Source organism: Bradyrhizobium sp. BEA-2-5 (assembly GCF_032918025.1).
Lineage (GTDB): Bacteria > Pseudomonadota > Alphaproteobacteria > Rhizobiales > Xanthobacteraceae > Bradyrhizobium > Bradyrhizobium pachyrhizi.
Genome location: NZ_CP136629.1, coordinates 8015838 through 8037111 on the forward strand (window position 1 = coordinate 8015838; position 21274 = coordinate 8037111).

The following is a 21274-nucleotide window of genomic DNA, read 5'->3' on the forward strand; positions in this document are numbered from 1 at the left end:
ACGAGCGAAATTCCGGATCGCCACCACGCCATGACACCTGAACTGTCCGCACTCGCCGTGCGAGGGTTAACCAAGCGTTTTGACCGCCCGGCGGTCGATGCGCTCGATCTCACGATCCGTGTCGGCGAGTTCTATGCGCTGCTCGGGCCGAACGGCGCTGGCAAGACCACGACGCTGCGCATGGTGGCCGGGCTATTGCGGCCCGATGCCGGCTCGGTGTCGATCCTTGGCATCGACGCGCTCGCCGATCCGGTCGCCGCCAAGCAGGTGATGGCATGGGTCTCCGACGAGCCCATGATCTACGACAAGCTGACCCCGCTCGAGTACCTCGAATTCGTCGCCGGCCTCTGGGGCATCGATCCGCGCACGTCGGAGAGCTCGGCGCGCGATCTCCTGGTGTCGCTCGGGCTCGAGCCGCATCTCAACGAGCGCTGCGAGGGCTTTTCCAAGGGCATGCGCCAGAAGGTCGCTCTCGCAGGGGCACTGGTGCACGATCCCCGCCTCATCATCCTCGATGAGCCGCTGACGGGGCTCGACGCGCTGTCGGCGCGTCACGTCAAGGGACTGCTGCAGGAGCGCGTCCGCGCCGGCTGCACCGTCATCATGACCACGCATATTCTCGAGGTCGCCGAGCGTATGGCCGACCGCATCGGCGTGATCGCGTCCGGGCGCCTGGTCGCCGAAGGCACGCTGGCGGAGCTGCGCGCGCAGAACGGCCGCAACGACACCACCCTCGAGGACATGTTCATCGCGCTGGTCGATACCGAAGCGGCGGCCGCGTGAGCTCGGTCGCCCACCTCACCTGGTTCGCCCGCCACGAATTCCGCCTGGCGTGGCGCGAATGGCTGGCGATGATGACCGGCGGCCGGCGCCGGCGCAATCGCGCCGTGATCGGCCTTCTGATCTTCGCGGCGATCCTGCATCTGCCGGCTTATGCCGTGGTCAACCGCTATGCCGACCTGCGGTTTCCGCTCGACCCGTCGTCGCTGATCGTGCTGACCGCGACGATCTTCCTGGCCTGGGCGCTGATGCTGTCGCAGGCGATCGAGTCAGTGACGCGGGTATTCTACGCCCGCGCCGATCTCGACCTGATCATGTCCTCGCCGGCGACGCTGACCAATCTGTTCTCGGTCCGCATCGCCGCGATCGCGCTGACGGTGAGCAGTATGGCGCTCCTGCTGTCGACGCCGTTCATCGACGTGCTGGTCTATCTCGGCGGCCCGCGCTGGCTCGCCGGCTTCGGCGTCGTCCTTGCGATCGGGCTGTCGGCGGCCGCCGCCGCGATCGCCGTCACCGCGTTCCTGTTCCGCGTGATCGGGCCGAGCCGGACGCGGCTGGTGGCGCAGGTCGTCTCCGCCGTCATCGGCGCGGGCTTCGTGATCGCGCTGCAGGTCGCGGCGATCATGTCCTACGGCACGCTGTCGCGCTTTGCTTTTCTGACCTCGGAAACCGCGGCGCGAATTGCCCCCGCTGCCGACAGCCTGCTGTGGTGGCCGGCCCGTGCATCGCTCGGCGACCTCGAAATCATGATGCTGCTGCTCGCCGCGGCGCTGGTGATGCTCGGCGGCGTGATGGCGCTATTCGCACCGCGGTTCGCCGATACGGTCGCCAGCGTCGCCGCCAATCCGGCTGCGGTGACGCGGGGACGCGCCCGCGCGTTCCGCGGCGGATCGCGCCAACAGGCGCTGCGGCGCAAGGAATTCATGCTCCTGTGGCGCGATCCCTGGCTGATCTCGCAGACTTTGATGCAGCTGCTCTATCTGGTGCCGCCGGCACTCCTGCTCTGGCGCAGCTTCTCCGGTACGTCGACCGCGATCGTGCTGATTACGCCGGTCATCGTGATGGCCGCAGGCCAGCTCGCCGGCGGGCTCGCATGGCTGACCATCTCCGGCGAGGACGCGCCCGATCTGGTGGCGACCGCGCCGCTGCCGCCGTCACGCGTGACCCGCGCCAAGGTCGAGGTGGTCCTGATCGCAATCGCCGTAATCTTCGCCCCGCTGGTGGCCGCGCTGGCGTTTGCCTCGCCAGGGCAGGCCGCGGTCACGGCGATCGCAATCCTCATCGCGACCGCATCCGCCGCCGCGGTCCAGCTCTGGTTCCGCGCGCAGGCCAAGCGCAGCCAGTTCCGCCGGCGCCAAACCTCCTCCCGCATCGCCACCTTCGCGGAAGCCTTCTCCTCGATCGGCTGGGCCGCAACCGCGGCGTTGGCCCTGACAATCCCGACGGCTGCGCTGGTCAGCGGCATTCTGACGCTGCTGACGCTTGCCATCGCCTGGAAGATCAGCCCGCGGCGCTAAAGCATGATCCGGAAAAGTGCGAAGCGGTTTTCCGAAAAGATCGTGCTCAAACAAAGAGCTAAGGCGCGATGACGATTCAACTTAATCTCATCGCGCTTTAGCCTTCACCACCTCGATCACCGCCGCGGCGAACGCCTCCGGCGCTTCCTGCGGCAGGTCGTGCCCGGCATGCGGAATCAGGCGATGGGCCAGGCGGCGGGTGTACTTTGCCGCGGTGCGACTGCCGTCGGTCGCGAACGTCACGCCGTCGTCGGCGCCGTCCAGCGAGATGGCGGGGACCCTGATGACAGGCAATGTGTCGAGCCGCCGCTGCAAATCCGCATATTGCGGATCCCCATCGACAACGCCGTAGCGGTGCCGATAACTGTGGATCACGACGTCGACATAATCAGGATTGTCGAACGCGACCGCAGTCCGCTCGAAGCAGGCGTCGTCGAACGCCCAGCTCGGCGACCATTGCGACCACAGGATTTTGGCGATGCCGCGCCGGTTGGCGGCGAGCCCCGCCCGCCCCCGCTCGAGCTGGAAATAGTACTGGTACCACAGCGCGACCTCGCGATCCGGCTGCGCCGGCACCATCGCATGTGCGATGTCCTGGATCATGTAGCCGTTGGTGCAGACGAGTCCGATGCATCTTTCCGGCCACAGCGCCGCACCGATCGATGCGGCGCGGCCGCCCCAGTCATAGCCGGCGAACACCGCGCGCTCGATGCCAAGCGCGTCCATCAGCGCCATCATGTCGGCGCCGATTGCCGCCTGCTCGCCCGAGCGTGGCGTCGCCTTGTCGCGGAACGCCGTCGGTCCGTAGCCGCGCAGATAGGGCACGATGACCCGACAGCCTTGCGCCGCCAGCACGGGCGCGACGTCCACATACGAGTGGATGTCGTAGGGGAAGCCATGCATCAGCAGCACGGCCGGCCCATCGGAGGGGCCCGCTTCGTAATAGGCGATGTTGAGCACACCGGCGTCGACATGGCGCAATGGCTCGAGCCGTTTGGTCGAAGGCGCGCGCTGCGAAGAGACGGTATCAGTCACGCAGAACTCCCTGATCTCGATCGTTTGCGCGGCATCCTAGCGTGTCCCGACGCAATAATCGCCCGGCTCGTGTTGCAGCCCGCGCCATGGAGCGATGCACGGGCCTCATCATGACGGCACGCCAATTGCGCGCTACTCTTCCGTCCGCGGATGCCGCCGCAGACGGAACAGGTCATGCTGAGATTGCTCGCCGCGCTTGTCTTGCTGGGACCATTGACCGGTCATGCCTTCGCGCAGGACGCCCAGCGCAGCGAATGCCTGGCGATGGCAAATGCGCCGCCGCGCGCCGTTCCCGTGAGCTACCGCCGCGTCGCGGCCAAGACCGCGGACAAGACCGCGACCAAGTCCGACGAAGTCGCAATCACCTATGCCGGCCATTCCACCTATTTCATCGACACGCCCGCCGGCTTGCGCATCGCGACCGACTATAGCGGCGTCTATCGGACCGGGCGGCTGCCAGACGTCGCGACCATGAACCGGGCCCACGCGACCCATTACACGCTGTTTCCCGACCCCAAGATTCCCCACGTGCTGCATGGCTGGGGCGAGAACGGGCAGGCCGCGCATTACGCCGAGCGCATCGGCGACGTCTATATCCGCAATGTCACCACCGACATCCGCCGCTACTGGGGCGAAGACTCCGGCGGCGAGATGATCAACGACGGCAATTCCATCTTCATCTTCGAGGCGGCCGGGCTCTGCATCGGCCATCTCGGCCACCTTCACCACAAGCTCGACGACAGCCATTTTGCCCAGATCGGGCGACTGGACATCGTGATGGTGCCGATCGACGGCACCTACACCATGTCGCTGGACGGCATCTCCGAGATCACCAAGCGGCTTCGCGCCTCGGTGGTGCTGCCGATGCACCGCTTTGCCACCCCGCTCGACGACTTCATGCGCCGGATCGGCCAGCAATTCGAGATCGACCGGCGCGGTGGCGAGCGCACCTTGCGGATTTCGCGCGACACGCTGCCGGCGACGCCGACGGTGATCATCCTGGATGGGGTGTGAGGCTCAACGCACTCATTCCTCCGCCGCCTGGCTGCGCCGGTAGTACCGCCGCGATTTGGCAAGATTGCCGCAATCGCCCATCGAGCACCACCGCCGGTTCTGGGTACGGCTCTCGTCAACGAACAACCAACCGCAACCCCGCTCATCCTGGCACTGCTTCACCCTCAGCGCACGGGGCCCGGTCAGAAGGCTCACCGCCGACCATGCGATCGGCTTGAGCAGCGTCTCGGGCGCAACTTTCCCGGCTGTCGGCAGCCACCGCAGGGTGTCGCCGACAGGTCCGAGCGCAACACCGCCCAACGCTGCTTCGAGGTATCGGTTGATATCGGCCAGCGCCGTCCGATCGATCCGGCCGCCTCCGATGCGGGCGATAAAGATCCTGTAGAGCGCCTCGCGCAGACCATGCGCCGCATTCAGAAAGGCATCGGCCTCGTGCGGTGAGGCTTTCCATCGCGCCTTGAGCTGCGCGGCGATCCGGCGATCCGCCAGTTCGGCATCGACCAGCCATTTCAGGATGGAATCCGAGGTCGCGATCCGATCCTCAACCAGGTCGCGGAGACGCCATGCGACGGTATTGACGAACTTGATGCTGAGCTCTTCCCGGGACGACGCCTCAGGCGAAGGAACGCGCGGCATGGTCCAGCAACTCCTCTGGAACGCATAACCCCTTAATGGGTTGGATTTGATAACCCATTAAGGAGTTAGAATCTAGCTCGGGAGCCTCGCATGTCCAAGCGCGTTTTGATTGTCGGCGCGTTCGCCGCCATCTACCTGCTTTGGGGTTCCACCTATTTCGCGATCGCGCTCGGCCTGAAGACGATCCCGCCGTTCCTGCTGATGGGCCTTCGCTCGCTCGGCGGCGGCCTGATCCTTGTCGCGCTGAACGGGGCGGACGTCACGCGCGTTTCGCGGTGGAACTGGCTGACCGCAGCACTCTGCGGCGTGCTGTTCTTCGTCGGCTGCCATGGTGTTCTCGCTTATGCCCAGCAATCGGTCCCGTCCGGCATCGCCGCGATCATGCTGGCTACGATCCCGTTCTGGGTGTTGCTCATCGATTTCCTGTATCCGCAAACCCGGCGTCCTGCGACCATGACGCTGGCCGCATTGCTGCCCGGCCTTGCTGGTGTTGCAATCGTGGGCTGGCAATCGGCCGAACAGGGCCATTTCAGTATCCTTCCCATTCTGCTGCTGCTCGCTGCGGCGTTCTCCTGGGCGGTGGGCACGGTGCTGTCGCGTCGGACTTCGGATCATGGTTCGCCAACATTGTCGTCAGGCATGCAACTGTCGATCGGCGGCGCGGTCCTGTTTGCAATCAGTCTTGCGTCCGGTGAACTGGAAGGCTTCTCGCCGCGCGACGTTTCGGCGCCTTCGCTCGCGGCCGTGATCTATCTCGCCATCGCCGGCAGCGTCATCGGCTTCACGGCATTTCGCTGGCTGCTCGACAATGTGTCGACGTTCATGGTCTCGACCTACATCTTCGTCAACCCGATCATCGCCGTGCTGCTCGGCACGCTGATTCTGGGCGAGCCGTTTTCCGTCACGATGTTGTTTGGAGCGCTTCTTGTCATCGCCTCGGTCATCATCACCTGGCGCACCGAGCAGGCATCGCCGGCGTCGGCGAGGCAAGCTCAGTCGATGACGTGGTCGCGACCGGCAATACGGTCGGGTTGACCGGCACGCGCAGACGTACGCATGCCTCCTCAGGTAGAGGTCAGGCAGAGGCCCGGGTTTGACGCGCTCCTGCGCGGCTCGTTATCCTCCCCAAAGCCGACATCGTATCGGCGGCCGACAAGAGCAAGAACAGGGAGTATTATCCATGGCCAGCACTCTGCCCGCCTCCGCCAGCGGGCTCTATGCCAATCCGCGCGAAGACTGGCTCGCCCAATACACCGAGGAGATCATCGATCCGGCCCGGCCGATCGTCGATCCCCATCACCATCTCTGGAATCGCGGCCACCGCTATCTGATCGAGGAGATGGCCGCCGACATCGCGTCCGGCCACAACATCATCGCCACCGTCTATGTCGATTGCCGCTCGATGTATCGCGCGCACGGACCCGAGGCATTCCGGCCGGTCGGCGAAGTCGAGTTCGCCAACGGCGTCGCGGCGATGGCGGCGAGCGGCGGCTACGGCAAGGCGGCGATCTGCGCCGGCATCGTCAGCCACGTTAACCTTCTGATCGGCGATCAGGCCAAGGCGGTGCTGGAGGCGCAGATTGCCGCCGGCAACGGCCGGTTCCGCGGCATCCGCCACTCCTCGGCCTGGGACGAGGATCCCAACGTCGCGCATATGTACGCGAACCGGCCGAAGGGCATTCTGCTGGACTCCACCTTTCGTAGGGGGTTCGCCTGCCTGGCACCGCTCGACCTCAGCTTCGATGCCTGGCTGTTCCATCCGCAGATCGGCGAACTGACCGACCTGGTGCGCGCCTTCCCCGATACCAGGATCGTGCTCGATCATTGCGGCGGCCCGGTCGGCACCGGACGCTTCGCCGGCAAGCGCGCGGAGACCTTTCCGGTCTGGCAGGCGTCGATCCAGGAGATCGCCAAATGCCAGAACGTGGTGGTGAAGCTCGGCGGGCTCGCAATGTGCCTGCTCGGCTACGACTTCCATCTCCGCCCCAGGCCGCCCTCGTCGGAGGAACTTGCTGCCGCCTGGCGGCCTTATGTCGAGACCTGCATCGAGGCGTTCGGTCCGGACCGTTGCATGTTCGAGAGCAACTTCCCACCTGATAAGGGGCAATGCAGCTACCAGGTCATCTTCAACACCTTTAAACGGCTTGCATCACAATATAGCGAAGCCGAAAAGACGGCGTTGTTCTTGAAGACGGCAAAGGATGTCTATCGGCTCGATATCGGGTAAACTCTCGACTCATGGATGACGGCATCACCATCCGGCCGCTTCGAGAGGCTGATGCGGAAGCGGTGGTCGAACTTTACGCAAAGGCAGCCGCGGTGGAACCGCGGCTAGGCCCTGTGACGCTGCCGCAATGGGACCAGTTCCTGAAGCTGCCGCAGAACCGCGGCGGGCGCGGCTTTCGTGTTGCCGAGCGCGATGGCGTACTCGTCGGCCTCGCCGAGTCCTCGTTGCGCGACCAGGGCGCGCATCACACCCGATTTCTCAAGATCGTCGTGGCGCCCGAGATGCGCCGCCGCCGGATTGGCCTCGCGCTGTTCGACGAGGTGCTTGCGATCGACGCCGATGCCGATCTCACCGTTCAGACGCTGGTGAGTAGCGACTGGCCGGCGGGAATGGCCTTCGTCGCGGCCTTCGGTTTTGTTCATGTCGAGTCCGAGATCGGGATGAAGTGCGTCGAGCCGCTGCAGCCGGCGCGCACGCTCGCGGCCGCGCGCGCCACCATCGAGCAGGTCAGCGACGTCACCGCCTGCGCGGGCGAAGTCGCGCGCATCCACAATGCCGCCTATGCCTCGGACGCCGCCTTCCGCCTGTATTCGCCGGAGGAGATGGCGCAGGTCCTGACCGAGAGCGAGGTCTGGATCGCGTCGGAGGATGGACAGATGTCGGGCTTCTGCCTGACCGAGCCGGAACGGAACTCGATGTGGATCGAGTCGGTCGCCGTCGATCCGGTGCGGCAGGGACGTGGGCTCGGCCAGCTGCTGGTTTATCGCGTGCTGGCCGCACACGACGTCTCGGTCGAGCACCCGTGCTGGCTCAACGTCTCGAGCCGCAACGCTCCCGCGCTGAAGATCTATCGCCGGCTCGGCTTCCGGCCGCAGTACGAGACCTGCCGCTTCAGCGCGCCGCGCGGCGACCTGCTCGCCGCGCGGGGGCGGAGGTTTTAGTAGAGCGCGAACTGCGCTCCCTCGCCCCGTTTCTTACGAGGTCGGGACAAGCGAAGCTTGCTCTTAAAGGGATGCGGTGAGGGGCCGCCTTCGCGCATTCGATGATATCTGTGTTTGCGGAGACTCCCCTCACCCGGAACGCATCTGGCGATGTGTTCCGACCTCTCCCCGCACGCGGGGCGAGGTGAAGCAGAATTCGCGGGCGGCCTTTAAGCCCATTCGCCCTTGCGGAACACGGGCACCTTGCTGCCGTCGGCCAGAATGCCGTCGATGTCGGTCTCGGCCGAGCCGATCATCCAGTCGATATGGATCAGGCTCTGGTTGCCGCCTTGCGCCGCGATCTGCTGCGGCGTGAGCTGGGCGCCGTTGACGAAGCATTTCGAATAGCACTGGCCGAGCGCAATGTGAGACGCTGCGTTCTCGTCGAACAAGGTGTTGTAGAACAACAGGCCGCTCTGCGAGATCGGCGAGGAATGCGGCACCAGCGCCACTTCGCCGAGGCGCCGCGCGCCCTCGTCGGTGTCGAGCACCTTGTTCAGCACCTCCGCGCCGCGCGAGGCTTTTGCGTCGACGATCTTGCCGTCCTCGAAGCGCACGGCGATGTTGTCGATCAGCGTGCCCTGATAGGACAGCGGCTTCGAACTCACGACATGGCCGTAGACGCGACGGCAATGCGGCGTGGTGAAGACCTCTTCGGTCGGGATATTGGCGTTGCAGCTGATGCCGTTCTTGGAGAGCGAGGCGCCGCCTTCCCATTCGTGGCCGTCGGCGAGGCCGATCGTGAGGTCCATGCCGGGTCCGGAATATTTCAGCGCGTGGAAGCGCTGGCCGTTCAACCATTCGGTGCGCTCGCGGAGCTTCGCATTGTGCTGTGCCCAGGCGGCGACGGCGCCATCCTGATCGACCCGGGAGGCGGAGAAGATCGCGTCCGCGAGCTTGCCGACCGCGACGTCCTCGGGATCATCCGGGAACACCAGCTTCGCCCAGGACGGGCTCGGATAGGCGATGATGTTCCAGTTGGTGTCGAAATTGACGATCTTCTCCAGCGCGGGCTGATAGGCCATCGAATTCGCCTTGCTCGCGCGCGCCACCTTGGAGGGATCCTCGCCCGACAGCAGCATCGGGTTGTCGCCGACGATGGCGAGCCGTGCGGTGTTGTCCGAGAAGGCCTTGGCCATGCCCTCGTAGAGCCAGCCGGCGGCACGATCGAAACTGGCGTCGTGGCCATGGCGGTAGCGCGCCAGCGTCATCTCTTCGTCCGAGAAGAACGGGGTCACGAGACCAGCACCGGCCTTGTAGGCATGCTCCGCCACCCGCCGCACCAGCGGCATCGCCGCGGCAGGCGCGGTCAGCAGGAGATCCTGCCCCGGCTGCAACTGCAGGCCGACCTTGATCGCGACTTCGGCGAGCCGATCGAGCTTGACGGGATCGATCGAGGCGGAAAGGTTGCGTTGATGTGCGGTCATGAAGCGCCGTGTCGTTTGAGGAACTCTCGGGATTCGTAGTCCAATTCGATCCGCATTCGCAAGGTTCCTGCCCGCCGCACGCGATCACGCGACGGCGAGCAATTGCCTCGAATCTTACCGCTTCACCGAGGCCAGCACCCGGTCGACCATCTGCGGCGCGAGGCCGAGATAGTTTTTCGGCGCGGTGAGGCGGTCGATCGTCGCCCGATCGATCCGGCTGGCGACGCGATCATCCGCCGCCAGCGCCTCGGCCAGCGTCAGGCCCTTGTCGTTGGCGAGGCGGCAGGCGTCATAGACCACGTCATGCGCCTCCTGCCGGCCGATCGAAGGCGCGAGTCCCATCATCACGGCCTCGGCGACGATCAAGCCCCGGCTGATGTCGAGATTGTGGGCCATCCGCTGCTCGTCCACGATAAGGCCTGCGAGCGCGAACTTCGCCTGGTGCAGCGCGCCGGCGGTCAGCACGAAGCTTTCGGGGATCGCCATCCATTCGGCGTGCCAGGGCCCGGTGGCGCGCTCGAAATCCTGCACCATGGCGTCGAGCATCAGGCCCGCGTGCTGGCGCACCGCCTTGGACGCCGCAAGCATCAGTTCGGAGGAGATCGGGTTGCGCTTCTGCGGCATGGTCGAGGAGGCGCCGCGCCCCTTGACGAAGGGCTCGTAGACCTCGGCGAACTCGGTCGAGGCCATGATCATGATGTCGAGCGCGATCTTGCCGAGCGAGCCGGTGACGAGAGCGAGGAAGTTCACCGCCTCCGCCAGCCCGTCGCGCGCGATATGCCAGGTCGAGACGGGCACGCCGAGGCCGAGTTCCTCGCACAGCGCCTGCTGCACCTCGAATCCCTTGTCGCCGAGCGAGGCCAGCGTGCCGGCAGCGCCGGCGAACTGGCCGACCAGAACGCGCGGCTTCAGCTGTGCCAGACGCTCGGCATGGCGATCGAACATCGCGAGCCAGACCGCGGTCTTGTAGCCGAAGGTCACCGGCAGCGCCTGCTGGAGATGGGTTCGACCCGCCATCGCCGTGTCGCGGTATTTTTTCGAGAGATCGGCGAGGATGCCGCGCAGCGCAGCGATGTCGTCCCCGATGATCTTCAGGCCGTCGCGCAGCTGCAGCACCACGGCGGTGTCCATGATGTCCTGCGTGGTGGCGCCCCAATGCACGTAGCGGCCGGCCTCGCCGCATTGCTTCACCATCTGATGCACCAAAGGCAGGATCGGATAGCCGACGACATCGGTCTCCTGCCTGAGCAGATCGAAATCGAGCGCGGTCACATCGGTCCGTTTTGCGATCTCCACGGCGGCTTCAGCAGGAATCACGCCGCAGCGCGCCTCGGCCTTTGCCAGTGCGACCTCGACCTCGGCGTAGCGCTCGATCAGCCGCAGGTCGGAAAACACCTCGCGCATCGCGCGCGTGCCGAAGGCATCGCGAAACAATACGGAATCGAGCACGGTGGTCGAGGTCGGGAAGGCGGACATGGGCAGATCCTGTTGCCGGTCGCGGTCGGCAACGTCCCTATCACGGAGCGGGCCGGTGCCCTACCCCTCCGGGGGCACCTCGCCGAACACCTCGGCCGCGATCTTGCTGGTCTCGATCGCCGCCGGAATGCCGCAATACATCGCGACCAGCAGCAGCACGTCCTGCACCTGCGCGGCGGTGCAGCCATTGGCCAACGCACCCTTGGCATGTACGCGGAACTCGGCGGGCTTGCTGCTCGCCGCGGTGATGCCGAGCATCACGAGGCTGCGGATCTGGTCGGACAGCCCGCTGCGCTCCCAGACGTCGCCATAGACATAGGCGTTGATGATGTTTTGCAGCGGCGTGCCGAAATCGCCGGCGGCGGCCATCCGCTTGGCGACATCGCCCTCGCCGAACATCTTCTGGCGCCGGCGCAGTCCGCGCGCATGGAGATCGCTGATGTCCACCATCGTCGTCGGGCTCCCTGAATGGACCATTTATACGGACAAATATGAGACGCCTCAATAATCCCGCAGCCGAGATGCTTGCCTTTCTGACGTATTTGTCCGTATAAATTCACAAAAAGCAGACACAGGAGGGGACCGGAATGAAGTTACGGCTGGGGCTGCTCGTCGTGCTGCTTGCTACGCTTCCGGTCCTGCCGGCTTTCGCCGCGGCCGACGATTTCCCGCAACGCCCGCTCAAGATCATCGTGCCGTTCCCGGCCGGCGCCGGTCCCGACAACGTCGCGCGGCTGGTCGGCCAGCATCTGCAGGACGCGTTCGGCCAGACCGTGCTGATCGAGAACCGCGCCGGCGCGCTCGGCAGCATCGGCGCTCAGGAGGTCGCCCGCAGCGCACCCGACGGCTACACGCTGTTGATGGGCACCAACACCACCCATGCCAGCAATGTCGCGACGCTGAAGAGCCTGCCCTACGACCCGGTGAAGGATTTCGCACCTGTCATCCGCACCACCACCACGGCGATGGTGCTGCTGGTCAATCCGAAGCTCGCGGCCAGGGACCTGCCGCAGTTCCTCAGCTACGCCAAGGCCAATCCCAACCTGACCGCGGGCTACGGCTCCGGCGCATCGCAGATCTCGATCGCCCAGCTGCAATCGCGCGGCGGCCTGTCGCTGGTCGCGGCGTCGTATCGCGGCGTGCCGCAGGCGATGACCGACGTGATGGCGGGGGTGATCGATCTGACCTTCGGCGACTTCTCGGTCGCGATCCCGCAGATGCAGGGCGGCACCTTGCGCGGCATCGCCGTGACGTCGGCGACCCGCAACGATCTGACGCCCGGCCTGCCCGCGCTCGCGGAAGCGATGCCGGGCTTCGAGGCCACGATCTGGTACGGGCTGTTCGCGCCGGCCGGCACGCCGGAACCCATGGTCAGCAAGCTCTACGCCGAGTGCGCGAAATACCTCGCGATGCCGGAGACGAGGAAGAAGCTCGCCGATGTCGGCGTGATGGTGGCGCCGCTCGCGCCCGCCGAGTTCGGCACCTTCGTCAGGAGCGAGGTCGCGCGCTGGTCGGCGGAGGTCAAGGCGGCCGGCATCCAGCCGCAATAAAGCGAGTCGGCGTCGCATCATGGCTCACGAGACACCTGTCGGCATGATTGGCCTCGGGCTGATGGGATCGGCGCTCTCCGCGCGGCTGATCGACGCCGGCATCGGGGTGATCGGCTTCGACATCGACGCGGCGAAGACGGATGGCCTGAGAGCCAGCGGCGCCGAGTTCGCGGCTTTTGCCGCCGACGTCGCGGCGCGCTGCCGGACCATCGTCGTCGCGGTGTATGACGCAGCCCAGGTCAAGGGATTGCTGCCGGAGCTCGCCAACGCGACAGTGCCGCCGCGCGTCATCTGCACCACCACCTGCGCGCCGGGCGAGATCGTGGCAATCGCCGAATTCGCCTCCCGCTCGCGCCTCGGCTTCATCGAAGCGCCGATCTCGGGGACCAGCGCCGAGGTCCGGGCGGGCACGGCCACCGCGCTGGTCGCCGGCGATGCCGACATCATCGACGCCGCCGCGGCGACGCTCGATATCCTCTGCCCGCAGCGGGTCAATGTCGGCGCGATCGGCAATGCCGGCCGCACCAAGCTCGCCATCAACCTGATCCTGCAGAACAACCGCGCCGCGCTGGCCGAGGGCATCGCCTTTGCGGAAAGCCTCGGCCTCGACGGCGCGACGTTCCTTGCGACCGCGCGGCAATCGGCAGCATATTCCAAGGTGATGGACAGCAAGGGGCCGAAGATGCTGGCGCGGGATTTCTTGCCGCAATCGCATATCGCGCAGACCTTGAAGGATGCCGAACTGATCCTGCAGGAGGCCGGTCGGCGCGGCCTGCCCTTGCCGCTGACCTCGGTGCAGGCCGGGTTGCTGCGCGCGGCGATCGCGCTTGAAGGCCCGGACAGCGACAGCGCCGCGGTCATCGAGGCGATCCGGGCCGGCCGCGGCCACAGGGAGGGACAGTCATGATCAACTGCGCGATCGCGGGCCTCGGTCGATGGGGCCGCGCACTGGTCGGGGCCGCGCGCAACGAGCCGCGGCTCAGGATCGTCCGCGCGGTGGAACCCGACGCCAACGGCGCCGCCGGCTTTTGCGAGGCGCACGGCCTCTCCGTCGCGGCGAGCCTGGACGATGTCCTCGTCGACCCTCGCATCGATGCCGTGCTGCTGGCGACGCCGCATTCGCTGCACAAGAGCCAGGTGATCGCGGCAGCCGGCGCCGGTAAGCAGGTGTTTTGCGAGAAGCCGCTAGCGCTTCGGCGCGCCGATGCCGCAGAGATGTTCGCGGCGTGCCGCAGCGCCGGCGTGGTGCTCGCGGTCGGGCATAACCGCCGGTTCTGGCCGTCGATGCAGGCGCTACGCGCGATCACAGCCAGCGGCGAGCTCGGCACCATCCTGCATGTCGAGGGTCACAACAGCAACGAGAACTCGCAGAGCATCACGCAGGACTGGCGGCTGTCGCCCGAGGAATCGCCGGGCGGCGGGCTGACCGGCGCGGGGCTGCATGTGCTCGACGGCTTCGTCAGCCTCTTTGGTCCTGCCCGACAGGTCTATGCCCGGTTGAGTGCGCGCGAGGCGGGACCGCCGCCGCTCGACACTGCAACCTTGGCGATTGAATTTGTGAATGGCGTGAGCGCAACCCTTGCGACAATTCGCGCAACACCGTTCTATTGGCGCGTGCATGTGTTCGGAACGAAGGGATCCGCCGAGGTGCTCGACGAACAGACGATGGTGCTGCGGAAATCCGGCGAGGCGCCTGCGACCATGCGCTATCCGGCGATCGACACGCTCACCGCGGAATTATCGGCCTTTGCCGACGCCGTCGAAGGCAGGCAGCCGTTCCCGGTGCCTGAAGCGGACGTGCTGGCGACGCTCGCCGCGTTCGAGGCTGCGCTGCAGTCGATGCAATCGGGACATCCGGTCGTCTGCCATACGGCATACCAGTGATCCGCCATGTCTGAACAACCGGACCGAGCGCGATCGTCCCGCTACCGCGACATCGCCACCGGGCTGCAGAAGGACATCCGGCTCGGCACCTACGCGGTCGGCAATCTGCTGCCGACCGAGACCGAGCTGATGGCGAGCTATCAGGCCAGCCGGCAGACCGTGCGCGAGGCGCTGCGCATCCTGATCGACCAGGGCCTGATCGTGCGCCGCGCCGGCCTCGGCTCGGTGGTGATCGCATCCGAGCCGCCGGTGCTGTTCACCCACAGCGTCAAGTCGCTCGGCGAGTGGCTGCGCTATTCCAACGAGACCTACCGCGAGGTCGTGGCCAGCAGCGACATCGTGGCCGACCGCAAGCTGGCTGGCCTGCTGAAATGCGAGCCCGGCAAGAGCTGGTTCCTGATCGAGGCGGTGCGCCGCTCCGACCAGTTCGCCGCGCCGCTCGGCTGGGCCGAGATCTACGTGCTGCGCCGGTTCGCCGATGTCGTGACCCGGCCCGATCACGGCCGCACCCCGGTGCATGAGCAGATCGCCAGGATGTACGGCCAGGTCACCGAGCGCGCGCAGATGGAAATCTTCGTGCGCGGCATGCCGGCGCCGATCGCCAGGGAGCTCGGCGTCAAGACCGGCTCGCCGGCACTCACCGTGGTACGCCGCTACTACGGCCAGCGCGAGGAACTGTTCGAGGTCACCATCACCACGCACCCCGAGGGGCGCTACACCTACACGATGGACATGCAGCGCTCGCTGCGGCCGAAGCTCTAGCGCACCCGGGCCAGATGGGTGCTAGCAGAGGTATGTGCCGTCTGCGGGGTGCCGCTCACGCCCCAGATCGCGACCGCAATCAGCGCGGCCGCCCAGACATAAGGCACAGCATTCAACTTCTTCATTTCCGGGATCATCCCCAACGTCTCAGCAGGACCGACTGACCTTGCGACCAGGTCGTGAATCTCACACCGCGGTCCTCAGCGTCTCACCAGGCAGCCGTCCTTCACAACGCTACTAAGGTTAGACCTTGTCGGTTTCAGGACGCCTTCGTGCGAATCCGGAAATGATTTCGTCGGAACCGGGCTCTCTCATCCGAATTGATGAGACGGCGGGCCGAAGGGGTCCGGCTCCATTCGAGGCAACACTTAAGAGAATTTTCTGCCCAAATTTGAGTCAGACACACAGCAAACCTTCCAAAGATGCGCCCACTGAATTCTTTTTGATTGTCGCCCCGACTCCCGCCGTGCGATCAGGGCCTGTGACACTGTGATGACAAGGGTTTCTCCCGTGACTGCCGAACCGGCCAAACCGCAAGGCGACTCCCGTCGCCGCTCCAAGGAAACCCAGCACGAGGTCGCACGGTCGCTGGAACGGGAATTGAAGCTGCTGACGGAAGAGCGCCAGGAGCGCGCGCTCCGGTTCGGCCTCGATATTGCGGGCAAGACGCCGAAGGTGGACCAATAAGGTCGCCGCCGCGCCGAGAGCCTCGGGCGGATAGTTTCCGTAACACTGTCGATTCGCGCGGGCGTCTGCCATGGCTGGTATGCGTGTTGCCGTACGCCGGTCGTGATTTCCTTCGATCATGCCGCCAAGGTCGCTGCGCGGAGACGACGCCTTCTGCCGGGATGCGCGGATGATGATCCCGGAGAGGAATGCGGGCAGACAGCTTCCTTGGCGTCGTCCCGGCGAAGGCCGGGACCCATAACCACAGGGTCGAGTAGTTGAAGAAGGCTGTCGCCCCAGCGTAGCGCGTTCATTGGCATTTGGGGTAATGGGTCCCGGCCTTCGCCGGGACGACACCGAGAATGTTGCACGGTCAGTGAGTCAAACTTCCGCGTTCTCGCGACATGATTTGCCCGAGCTTTTGCTCTTCATTCCGCCCTCCCTTGAACAGCGGGCGCAGGGAAAGCCGGGCGCCGATCGCACCCATGGGCCCCGTGCAAGGGTTGAAAGCACGGGGTTAGGACCACAGGTGTAACCGGACACAACCCGGCTTTCCCCGCGCGATGGCTTACGGCTTATACGTGCTCTCCCCGGCGAGACTGGGCTTTGTTGTCACCGCCCTCGCAAAGACGCTTTCGCCTCTTGCGAGAGGACACCTGCCGCTAGGGCGTCAGGCCTGCACGATTTCGCCGTCCGCCTCATGCGCAATCGGCGTCCACCGCATCTCGACCCACGTTCGTGACGACCGCGAAGCGCCCCCTCGATCGGGTGAGACGGCCAAACCATACATTGATTTGTCATTACGATAAACCGAAATATTTTTACAATGAGGCATTGACAGGTTTTGTTGAGTAGCCCGTCGGGTAGTCACACAGCCATCACTCTCGTCACTCGAAAGATTGAGATGCAGCCCGCGCTTGAGCTATTGCACGCCCGGCGCGTCAGCATCGGCCTGCACGACACCGCCGAAGCGATCCTTGCCGCTGAGCCTGGCCTTGCCACCATCGAACGACAGCAGCCATCGGCGGTCGGTATCGCCGCCGACCAGACGCAGGTCGATCGCAAATGTCTGGTTGTCCTGCCACGTTCCTTTCAGCGCCATCACGCCGAGCGCCGTTGGCTGACCGAGACGGTACGCACCGTCGAGCCCGATCGGTCCCGCCAGTGTCGTCACCGGCCTCGCCAGATCCGGCGTCGCCGTTTCCAGTTCGTAATGCGCGGGCTGATCCGTCAGATGCAGCGTTAGTGCCCGCAAATTGAAGCCATTGGCCGGGAAGCGCCAGGTCTTGCCGGAGATGGCGGCGGCCGTCTCGGGCACGGCACCAACCGTCGACAGCTTTTCGGTTGCGATATCGCGCAACGCGCTCGCGAGCTGATTGCCGCCGACGGAGTTCACCGGCAGCGCCGTGTCGGATTTGACCGCGCCTGAAATCTCGTCGGCCATTTTGCCGAACGAGCAGTAGTCGCGCGCGGTCACGACCGTGACGATGTCGAGTGCGGGAAACAGCATGACGAGCTGACAGCGGTCGCCGACCGCCATGACAACCTGCCGCTGCGGCATGACCCAGAAGAAATTGGCGTAGCGCAACGATGGGTCGAACGAGGCGTGCATCTCCGCCGCCGCGTGCCTGATGCGATCGACCCAGCCGGTCGGCAGCAAGCGCTGCCCGTCCCATTCACCGTCATGCAGATAGAGCAGGCCGATCCTGGCCGCGTCGCGCGGCGCGAGCTGGAGCCCGCCGCCGCCCTGCGTCAATCCGGGGCCGATGCTGTGCCAGTACGGCGCGGCTATCCCGAGCGGGCGAAACAGTTTCGTCACCGCATAGTCCCGCGCGCTCATGCCAGTGAGCTTGTTGATGATCGCGGCCAACAGCTGCGCATTGCCGGTGTTGTAATAGAACGCCTCGCCCGGCGCCTTCGCCATCGGGCGGTCGAGGATGAACTGGATCGCATCAGGGCTGCGGCCCCACTCGATCAACGAGTCCGGCCGACCACCCTCGACGCCTTCGGTCCAGGCCATTCCCGAGGTCATGTCCAGCATGGACCGGACCGTGATCGCCCGCTTGCGGTCGTCGAGATTGGCGATGGTGCGATCGCCGAAGAAATCCACCATGCGATGGTCGAGGCTGTCGAGCACGCCATCCCTGAGCAGCATCGCGACCAGCGTGCCGGTCACCGCCTTGGTGACGGAATTGAACAGATGCGGGATCTCCGGCGTGTAGGGTGCATAGTAGGCGTCGAGCACGATCCGGCCGTGCCGCGCGATCAGGAGGCTATCGAGACTGTGGGCCGCGCCATCATTGACGAGCCGCGCCAGCGCGGCGGAATCCATCCCCTGCTCTTCCGGCGTCGAGGTCTGCCACTGCCAGGTCTGCCACTGTGAGGTCTGCCGTACCGGCTCGGCGGCACCTTGCGCCTGGACAGCGCCCGACAAAGCCGAAGCCGCAAGCACGAGCCCTGCAAGCATCGGCAGCGCCAAACGTTGAACTTGCATCGGCGTCTCATTGCGACACGGCGGAGAGCCGCACCATCCGCGATCCCTCGCGTGCTTGTCAATCGTCGCCGCGACCGCGCGCCAATCAGGACGTCGGCAAAGCCGTCTAGCGCTGCCGCTGCGCGAGATAGAATCCGGCCAACACGGCGGCCAATCCGGCTGCCTGCAGCGTGGTTGGTGGCTCGCCGATCAGCAGCCATCCCAACAGCAAGGTCAGCACCGGCACGGTCGCAGGAAATACGGCTGCGCGGGCAACGCCCAGGCGCTGGATCGACACCGCGAACAGATACATCGCCGCGGGCCCGGCCAGGATGCCCTGGGCGATGGCCTGCAGCGTGTTTTCATGCAGGCCGATGACCGCATCGCGAGCGAGCCCACCCGAGGCGGCGTACAGTGGAAACAGCGAGAGCGACAGCACGCTGATGACACTGGCCACGGAGAAGGCCGAGACACGCCAGTAGCGCACCAGCGTGGCGAAGCCCGCGAACATCAATCCGGTCGCAACGAAGATCAAATCGCCCATCACGGCGCTCGGCCCCATATGGCCGATCGACTCGCTGCCGATCACGGCGAGGCCGACGACGATGACGACAGCGCCGGCTGCCCGCGAGAGCGAGACTGATTCCTTCAGCAAGACGACCGCGAGAAACAAGCCGCCCAGCGTCGCGCAAGAGGGCTGGATCACGCTGCCGTGGCCGAGCGGTACGAACAGGAAGCCGGTGTAGGAGATCAGCGACATCACGGGGCCGCCGAGCACCATCAGCACGAGGCCCCTGCTCCAGCCGATGCCGCAGAGATCGCGGAGGCCGGCGCGCACAACGAGCGGCAGGAAGACGATGCCCGACCACAGGAAGCGATGCATCAGCAGGTCGACGGGCGTGAACCCGACCTTCAGGCCGTGTCGGGTCGCCACGAAGCCGAGCGCCCAGCACAGTGCCGCACCGAGGCCGCATGCGACCCCGAGCAGGATGGCTTTCGTATCCGGAAGAGCTGCAGCCTTGGCGATGGCCGGACGTTCGTTCATCGCGAACGACTACGTTAGCTACCGAGGCGGATCAACCCACTGGTATGCACGGCTGGTTGGCGCAAGCCCTTCAAGAGCCGCTTGGGCCAAGCTGTGACTTCATTCCGCGCCGCCGCCATGCCCGCTTTGCCTAAAAGGCGACCTTGCGGGCCGTTTCACCCTAAGCGAAGCTGACCTTCACAGACAAGAAGTGGGGACTTACTTCCGCGGCTCGACCACCGTCTTTGTCGATCCGTCCGGCGCTGCCTGCATTCCCGGCGGGCTTTGACCTTGCGGGCTTTCCGGCGGCGCACCACCTGATTTTGTTTCAAGCGGCCCGGTCCAACCTTGTGGCTGTGGTTGACCTTTTTCTTCCGGTGCCGAGCGCCCGGTTGCCGTGTTCACGTCCTTGTTGGGATCGGCCTGGGCTATCGCAAATCCACACGACAACGCCCAGCCAATCGCCGTCATCAGAATGATCCGCATTCCGACCTCCCTTGGCTAATCGTAGCAAACAGGCGGGGCCGGCTTCAGTTCCGTTTGCCATAGGAGAACGACCAAAACTGGCGGCAAACGATGCCCGCTATGGGTCAAAAGGCAACATCATGCCTTGCCGCCGCGACGTCCGCTTCGGGCCAGCAGCGGCCGTTCGGATGTGGAGCATCAATCTAAAGCCGCAGGCGAGCCGCTGCGTTGAGGAAACAGCCGAGGTGCGCCCTCAGGAAGTAACCCATAAGCCTGAAGCACGCCGTAGACGAGCACTGCTAGAATGATGAAACCGACAATGCGATTGAGTTTGAACACCAAACCTCGAAGTTCTTCGTTGCCAAGCGCCATATTGCCTGAGATGCATCACTCGCAGCAAGAGCACCGAGGCCACGAAGATCAACGCGGCCCATCATGCCGCGATGATCGAATGTTTGTGCAACTGGGCCACTAACGTAAACAAAGGCCCTTCGGAAGATCAGGCGGCGCTATAGCCGCCGTCGACCACGTGCGATGCGCCGGTCATGAACGACGCCTTGTCCGAGCACATCCAGACCACGGCTTCGGCGATTTCCTCGGGCACGCCCAGGCGACGGACGGGCACCTTGGCGATGATCTCGTCGTAACGCTCGTCCATCGTCTCCTTGGTCATCGGTGTCTTGATGTATCCGGGATTGACGCAGTTCACGCGGATGCCGTCCTGGGCATATTCGATCGCGGCGGACTTGGTCAGTCCGACGACACCGTGCTTGGTCGCGACATAGTGGCCGGACGTCGCGAGGCCGACCAGGCCTGCGATCGAGGCGGTGTTGACGATGGCGCCGCCGCCGCCCTGTTTGAGCATTTGCGCGATCTCGTATTTCAGGCACAGGAACACGCCCATCAGGTTCACCGAGAACATCTTGGCCACCGAGGCTTGCGTGAGTTCATGAATGCGCTGGCCGGGCGGGCCGACGGAGCGCCCGGCAACGCCGGCATTGTTGAACGCACAATCGATGCGCCCGAACGCCGAAACCGTGCGGGCCACCATGTTCGCGACCTCAGCCTCGTCGGTGACGTCGCCCTGGATCGCGATCGACTGGCCGCCGGCGGCATTGATCAGCGCGACGGTCTCCTCGATGCCGTCCTTCGAGAGGTCCGACACCGCCACGCACGCGCCTTCGCGCGCCATGGCAATTGCCGTCGCCCGGCCGATGCCGGAGCCGCCGCCCGTCACCAATGCGGCCTTGCCGTCCAGAATGCCTGCCATGAGAAACTCCTCGAGCGCGGTGAGAGTGCGATGAAATTGGGCTGAATCATTAATGCGCATAAGCTCTTTGTTTAAGCATGTTCTTGTC

21 protein-coding genes are annotated in these 21274 nt (G+C 65.3%); 11 read left to right on the plus strand and 10 right to left on the minus strand.

Translation table 11 applies throughout. The annotated features are described in order from the left end of the window. The first annotated feature begins 30 nt into the window (after positions 1-30). Complete coding sequence (locus RX327_RS37425) at positions 31-783, plus strand: ABC transporter ATP-binding protein (protein ID WP_317248890.1); 753 nt, start codon at positions 31-33, stop codon at positions 781-783. Further along, entirely contained in the window at positions 780-2297 is a 1518-nt protein-coding gene (locus tag RX327_RS37430) for a permease (RefSeq protein WP_317248891.1), read from the plus strand. The genes RX327_RS37425 and RX327_RS37430 overlap by 4 nt, the downstream gene beginning before the upstream one ends. An 87-nt stretch (positions 2298-2384) precedes the next feature. Here the strand turns inward: RX327_RS37430 and RX327_RS37435 are convergent, their stop codons facing one another. Next, entirely contained in the window at positions 2385-3332 is a 948-nt protein-coding gene (locus tag RX327_RS37435) for an alpha/beta fold hydrolase (RefSeq protein WP_050382505.1), read from the minus strand. 174 nt (positions 3333-3506) lie between these two features. On the opposite strand from RX327_RS37435, the gene RX327_RS37440 reads away from it, so the two are divergent. Beyond that, positions 3507-4346 carry an MBL fold metallo-hydrolase gene (locus tag RX327_RS37440; RefSeq protein WP_317248892.1) on the plus strand — a complete coding sequence of 280 codons (840 nt, stop codon included), beginning with the start codon at positions 3507-3509 and terminating at the stop codon, positions 4344-4346. A 12-nt stretch (positions 4347-4358) separates the two neighbouring features. On the opposite strand, the gene RX327_RS37445 is transcribed toward RX327_RS37440, so the two are convergent. After that, positions 4359-4982, minus strand: coding sequence for a CGNR zinc finger domain-containing protein (locus tag RX327_RS37445; protein WP_050382503.1), 624 nt, complete (start codon positions 4980-4982; stop codon positions 4359-4361). A 90-nt stretch (positions 4983-5072) separates the two neighbouring features. Here RX327_RS37445 and RX327_RS37450 point away from each other — a divergent pair, with 90 nt between their 5' ends. From RX327_RS37450 to RX327_RS37460, 3 genes are all read left to right on the plus strand, one after another. Then, positions 5073-6017, plus strand: coding sequence for an EamA family transporter (locus tag RX327_RS37450; protein WP_050382501.1), 945 nt, complete (start codon positions 5073-5075; stop codon positions 6015-6017). Positions 6018-6162: 145 nt separating this feature from the next. Beyond that, the gene (locus RX327_RS37455) at positions 6163-7209 is read left to right on the plus strand and encodes an amidohydrolase family protein (protein ID WP_317248893.1); all 1047 of its coding nucleotides are present in this window, start codon (positions 6163-6165) and stop codon (positions 7207-7209) included. Between the two features lie 11 nt (positions 7210-7220). After that, positions 7221-8150 carry a GNAT family N-acetyltransferase gene (locus RX327_RS37460; protein ID WP_317248894.1) on the plus strand — a complete coding sequence of 310 codons (930 nt, stop codon included), beginning with the start codon at positions 7221-7223 and terminating at the stop codon, positions 8148-8150. A gap of 209 nt (positions 8151-8359) precedes the next feature. Here the strand turns inward: RX327_RS37460 and RX327_RS37465 are convergent, their stop codons facing one another. The 3 genes from RX327_RS37465 to RX327_RS37475 all read right to left on the minus strand — a co-directional run bounded on the left by RX327_RS37465 (position 8360) and on the right by RX327_RS37475 (position 11542). Next, positions 8360-9616: an aminopeptidase gene (locus RX327_RS37465; RefSeq protein WP_317248895.1), complete on the minus strand. Its 1257-nt coding sequence runs from the start codon at positions 9614-9616 to the stop codon at positions 8360-8362. A gap of 114 nt (positions 9617-9730) precedes the next feature. Continuing rightward, positions 9731-11092: an adenylosuccinate lyase family protein gene (locus RX327_RS37470; RefSeq protein ID WP_317248896.1), complete on the minus strand. Its 1362-nt coding sequence runs from the start codon at positions 11090-11092 to the stop codon at positions 9731-9733. Positions 11093-11152: 60 nt separating this feature from the next. Continuing rightward, the gene (locus tag RX327_RS37475) at positions 11153-11542 is read right to left on the minus strand and encodes a carboxymuconolactone decarboxylase family protein (RefSeq protein WP_050382491.1); all 390 of its coding nucleotides are present in this window, start codon (positions 11540-11542) and stop codon (positions 11153-11155) included. Positions 11543-11679: 137 nt separating this feature from the next. Between RX327_RS37475 and RX327_RS37480 the strand changes: the two genes are divergently transcribed. From RX327_RS37480 to RX327_RS37495, 4 genes are read left to right on the plus strand one after another with little or no spacing between them, the layout of a single operon-like run. After that, positions 11680-12642: a Bug family tripartite tricarboxylate transporter substrate binding protein gene (locus RX327_RS37480; RefSeq protein ID WP_050382489.1), complete on the plus strand. Its 963-nt coding sequence runs from the start codon at positions 11680-11682 to the stop codon at positions 12640-12642. Between the two features lie 19 nt (positions 12643-12661). Beyond that, entirely contained in the window at positions 12662-13549 is an 888-nt protein-coding gene (locus RX327_RS37485) for an NAD(P)-dependent oxidoreductase (protein ID WP_063779873.1), read from the plus strand. Next, entirely contained in the window at positions 13546-14526 is a 981-nt protein-coding gene (locus tag RX327_RS37490; protein WP_050382483.1) for a Gfo/Idh/MocA family protein, read from the plus strand. Before RX327_RS37485 ends, RX327_RS37490 begins: the two co-directional genes overlap by 4 nt. Positions 14527-14532: 6 nt before the next feature. Further along, the gene (locus RX327_RS37495; protein ID WP_050382482.1) at positions 14533-15288 is read left to right on the plus strand and encodes a GntR family transcriptional regulator; all 756 of its coding nucleotides are present in this window, start codon (positions 14533-14535) and stop codon (positions 15286-15288) included. Here RX327_RS37495 and RX327_RS37500 read toward each other — a convergent pair. Further along, positions 15285-15413 carry a hypothetical protein gene (locus tag RX327_RS37500; protein WP_016847287.1) on the minus strand — a complete coding sequence of 43 codons (129 nt, stop codon included), beginning with the start codon at positions 15411-15413 and terminating at the stop codon, positions 15285-15287. The two genes, RX327_RS37495 and RX327_RS37500, sit on opposite strands and share 4 nt — an antisense overlap. 385 nt (positions 15414-15798) lie before the next feature. Here RX327_RS37500 and RX327_RS37505 point away from each other — a divergent pair, with 385 nt between their 5' ends. Continuing rightward, positions 15799-15975: a hypothetical protein gene (locus RX327_RS37505; protein ID WP_167350362.1), complete on the plus strand. Its 177-nt coding sequence runs from the start codon at positions 15799-15801 to the stop codon at positions 15973-15975. A gap of 901 nt (positions 15976-16876) precedes the next feature. On the opposite strand, the gene RX327_RS37510 is transcribed toward RX327_RS37505, so the two are convergent. The 4 genes from RX327_RS37510 to RX327_RS37525 all read right to left on the minus strand — a co-directional run bounded on the left by RX327_RS37510 (position 16877) and on the right by RX327_RS37525 (position 21186). After that, the gene (locus RX327_RS37510; protein WP_050382481.1) at positions 16877-18448 is read right to left on the minus strand and encodes a serine hydrolase domain-containing protein; all 1572 of its coding nucleotides are present in this window, start codon (positions 18446-18448) and stop codon (positions 16877-16879) included. Between the two features lie 106 nt (positions 18449-18554). Beyond that, positions 18555-19472 (minus strand): DMT family transporter, encoded by a 918-nt coding sequence (locus tag RX327_RS37515; RefSeq protein WP_317248897.1) that lies wholly within the window; start codon positions 19470-19472, stop codon positions 18555-18557. Between the two features lie 198 nt (positions 19473-19670). Continuing rightward, positions 19671-19937 (minus strand): hypothetical protein, encoded by a 267-nt coding sequence (locus RX327_RS37520; protein ID WP_152977378.1) that lies wholly within the window; start codon positions 19935-19937, stop codon positions 19671-19673. Positions 19938-20415: 478 nt separating this feature from the next. Beyond that, positions 20416-21186, minus strand: coding sequence for an SDR family NAD(P)-dependent oxidoreductase (locus RX327_RS37525; protein WP_050382473.1), 771 nt, complete (start codon positions 21184-21186; stop codon positions 20416-20418). Between the last annotated feature and the right edge of the window lie 88 nt (positions 21187-21274).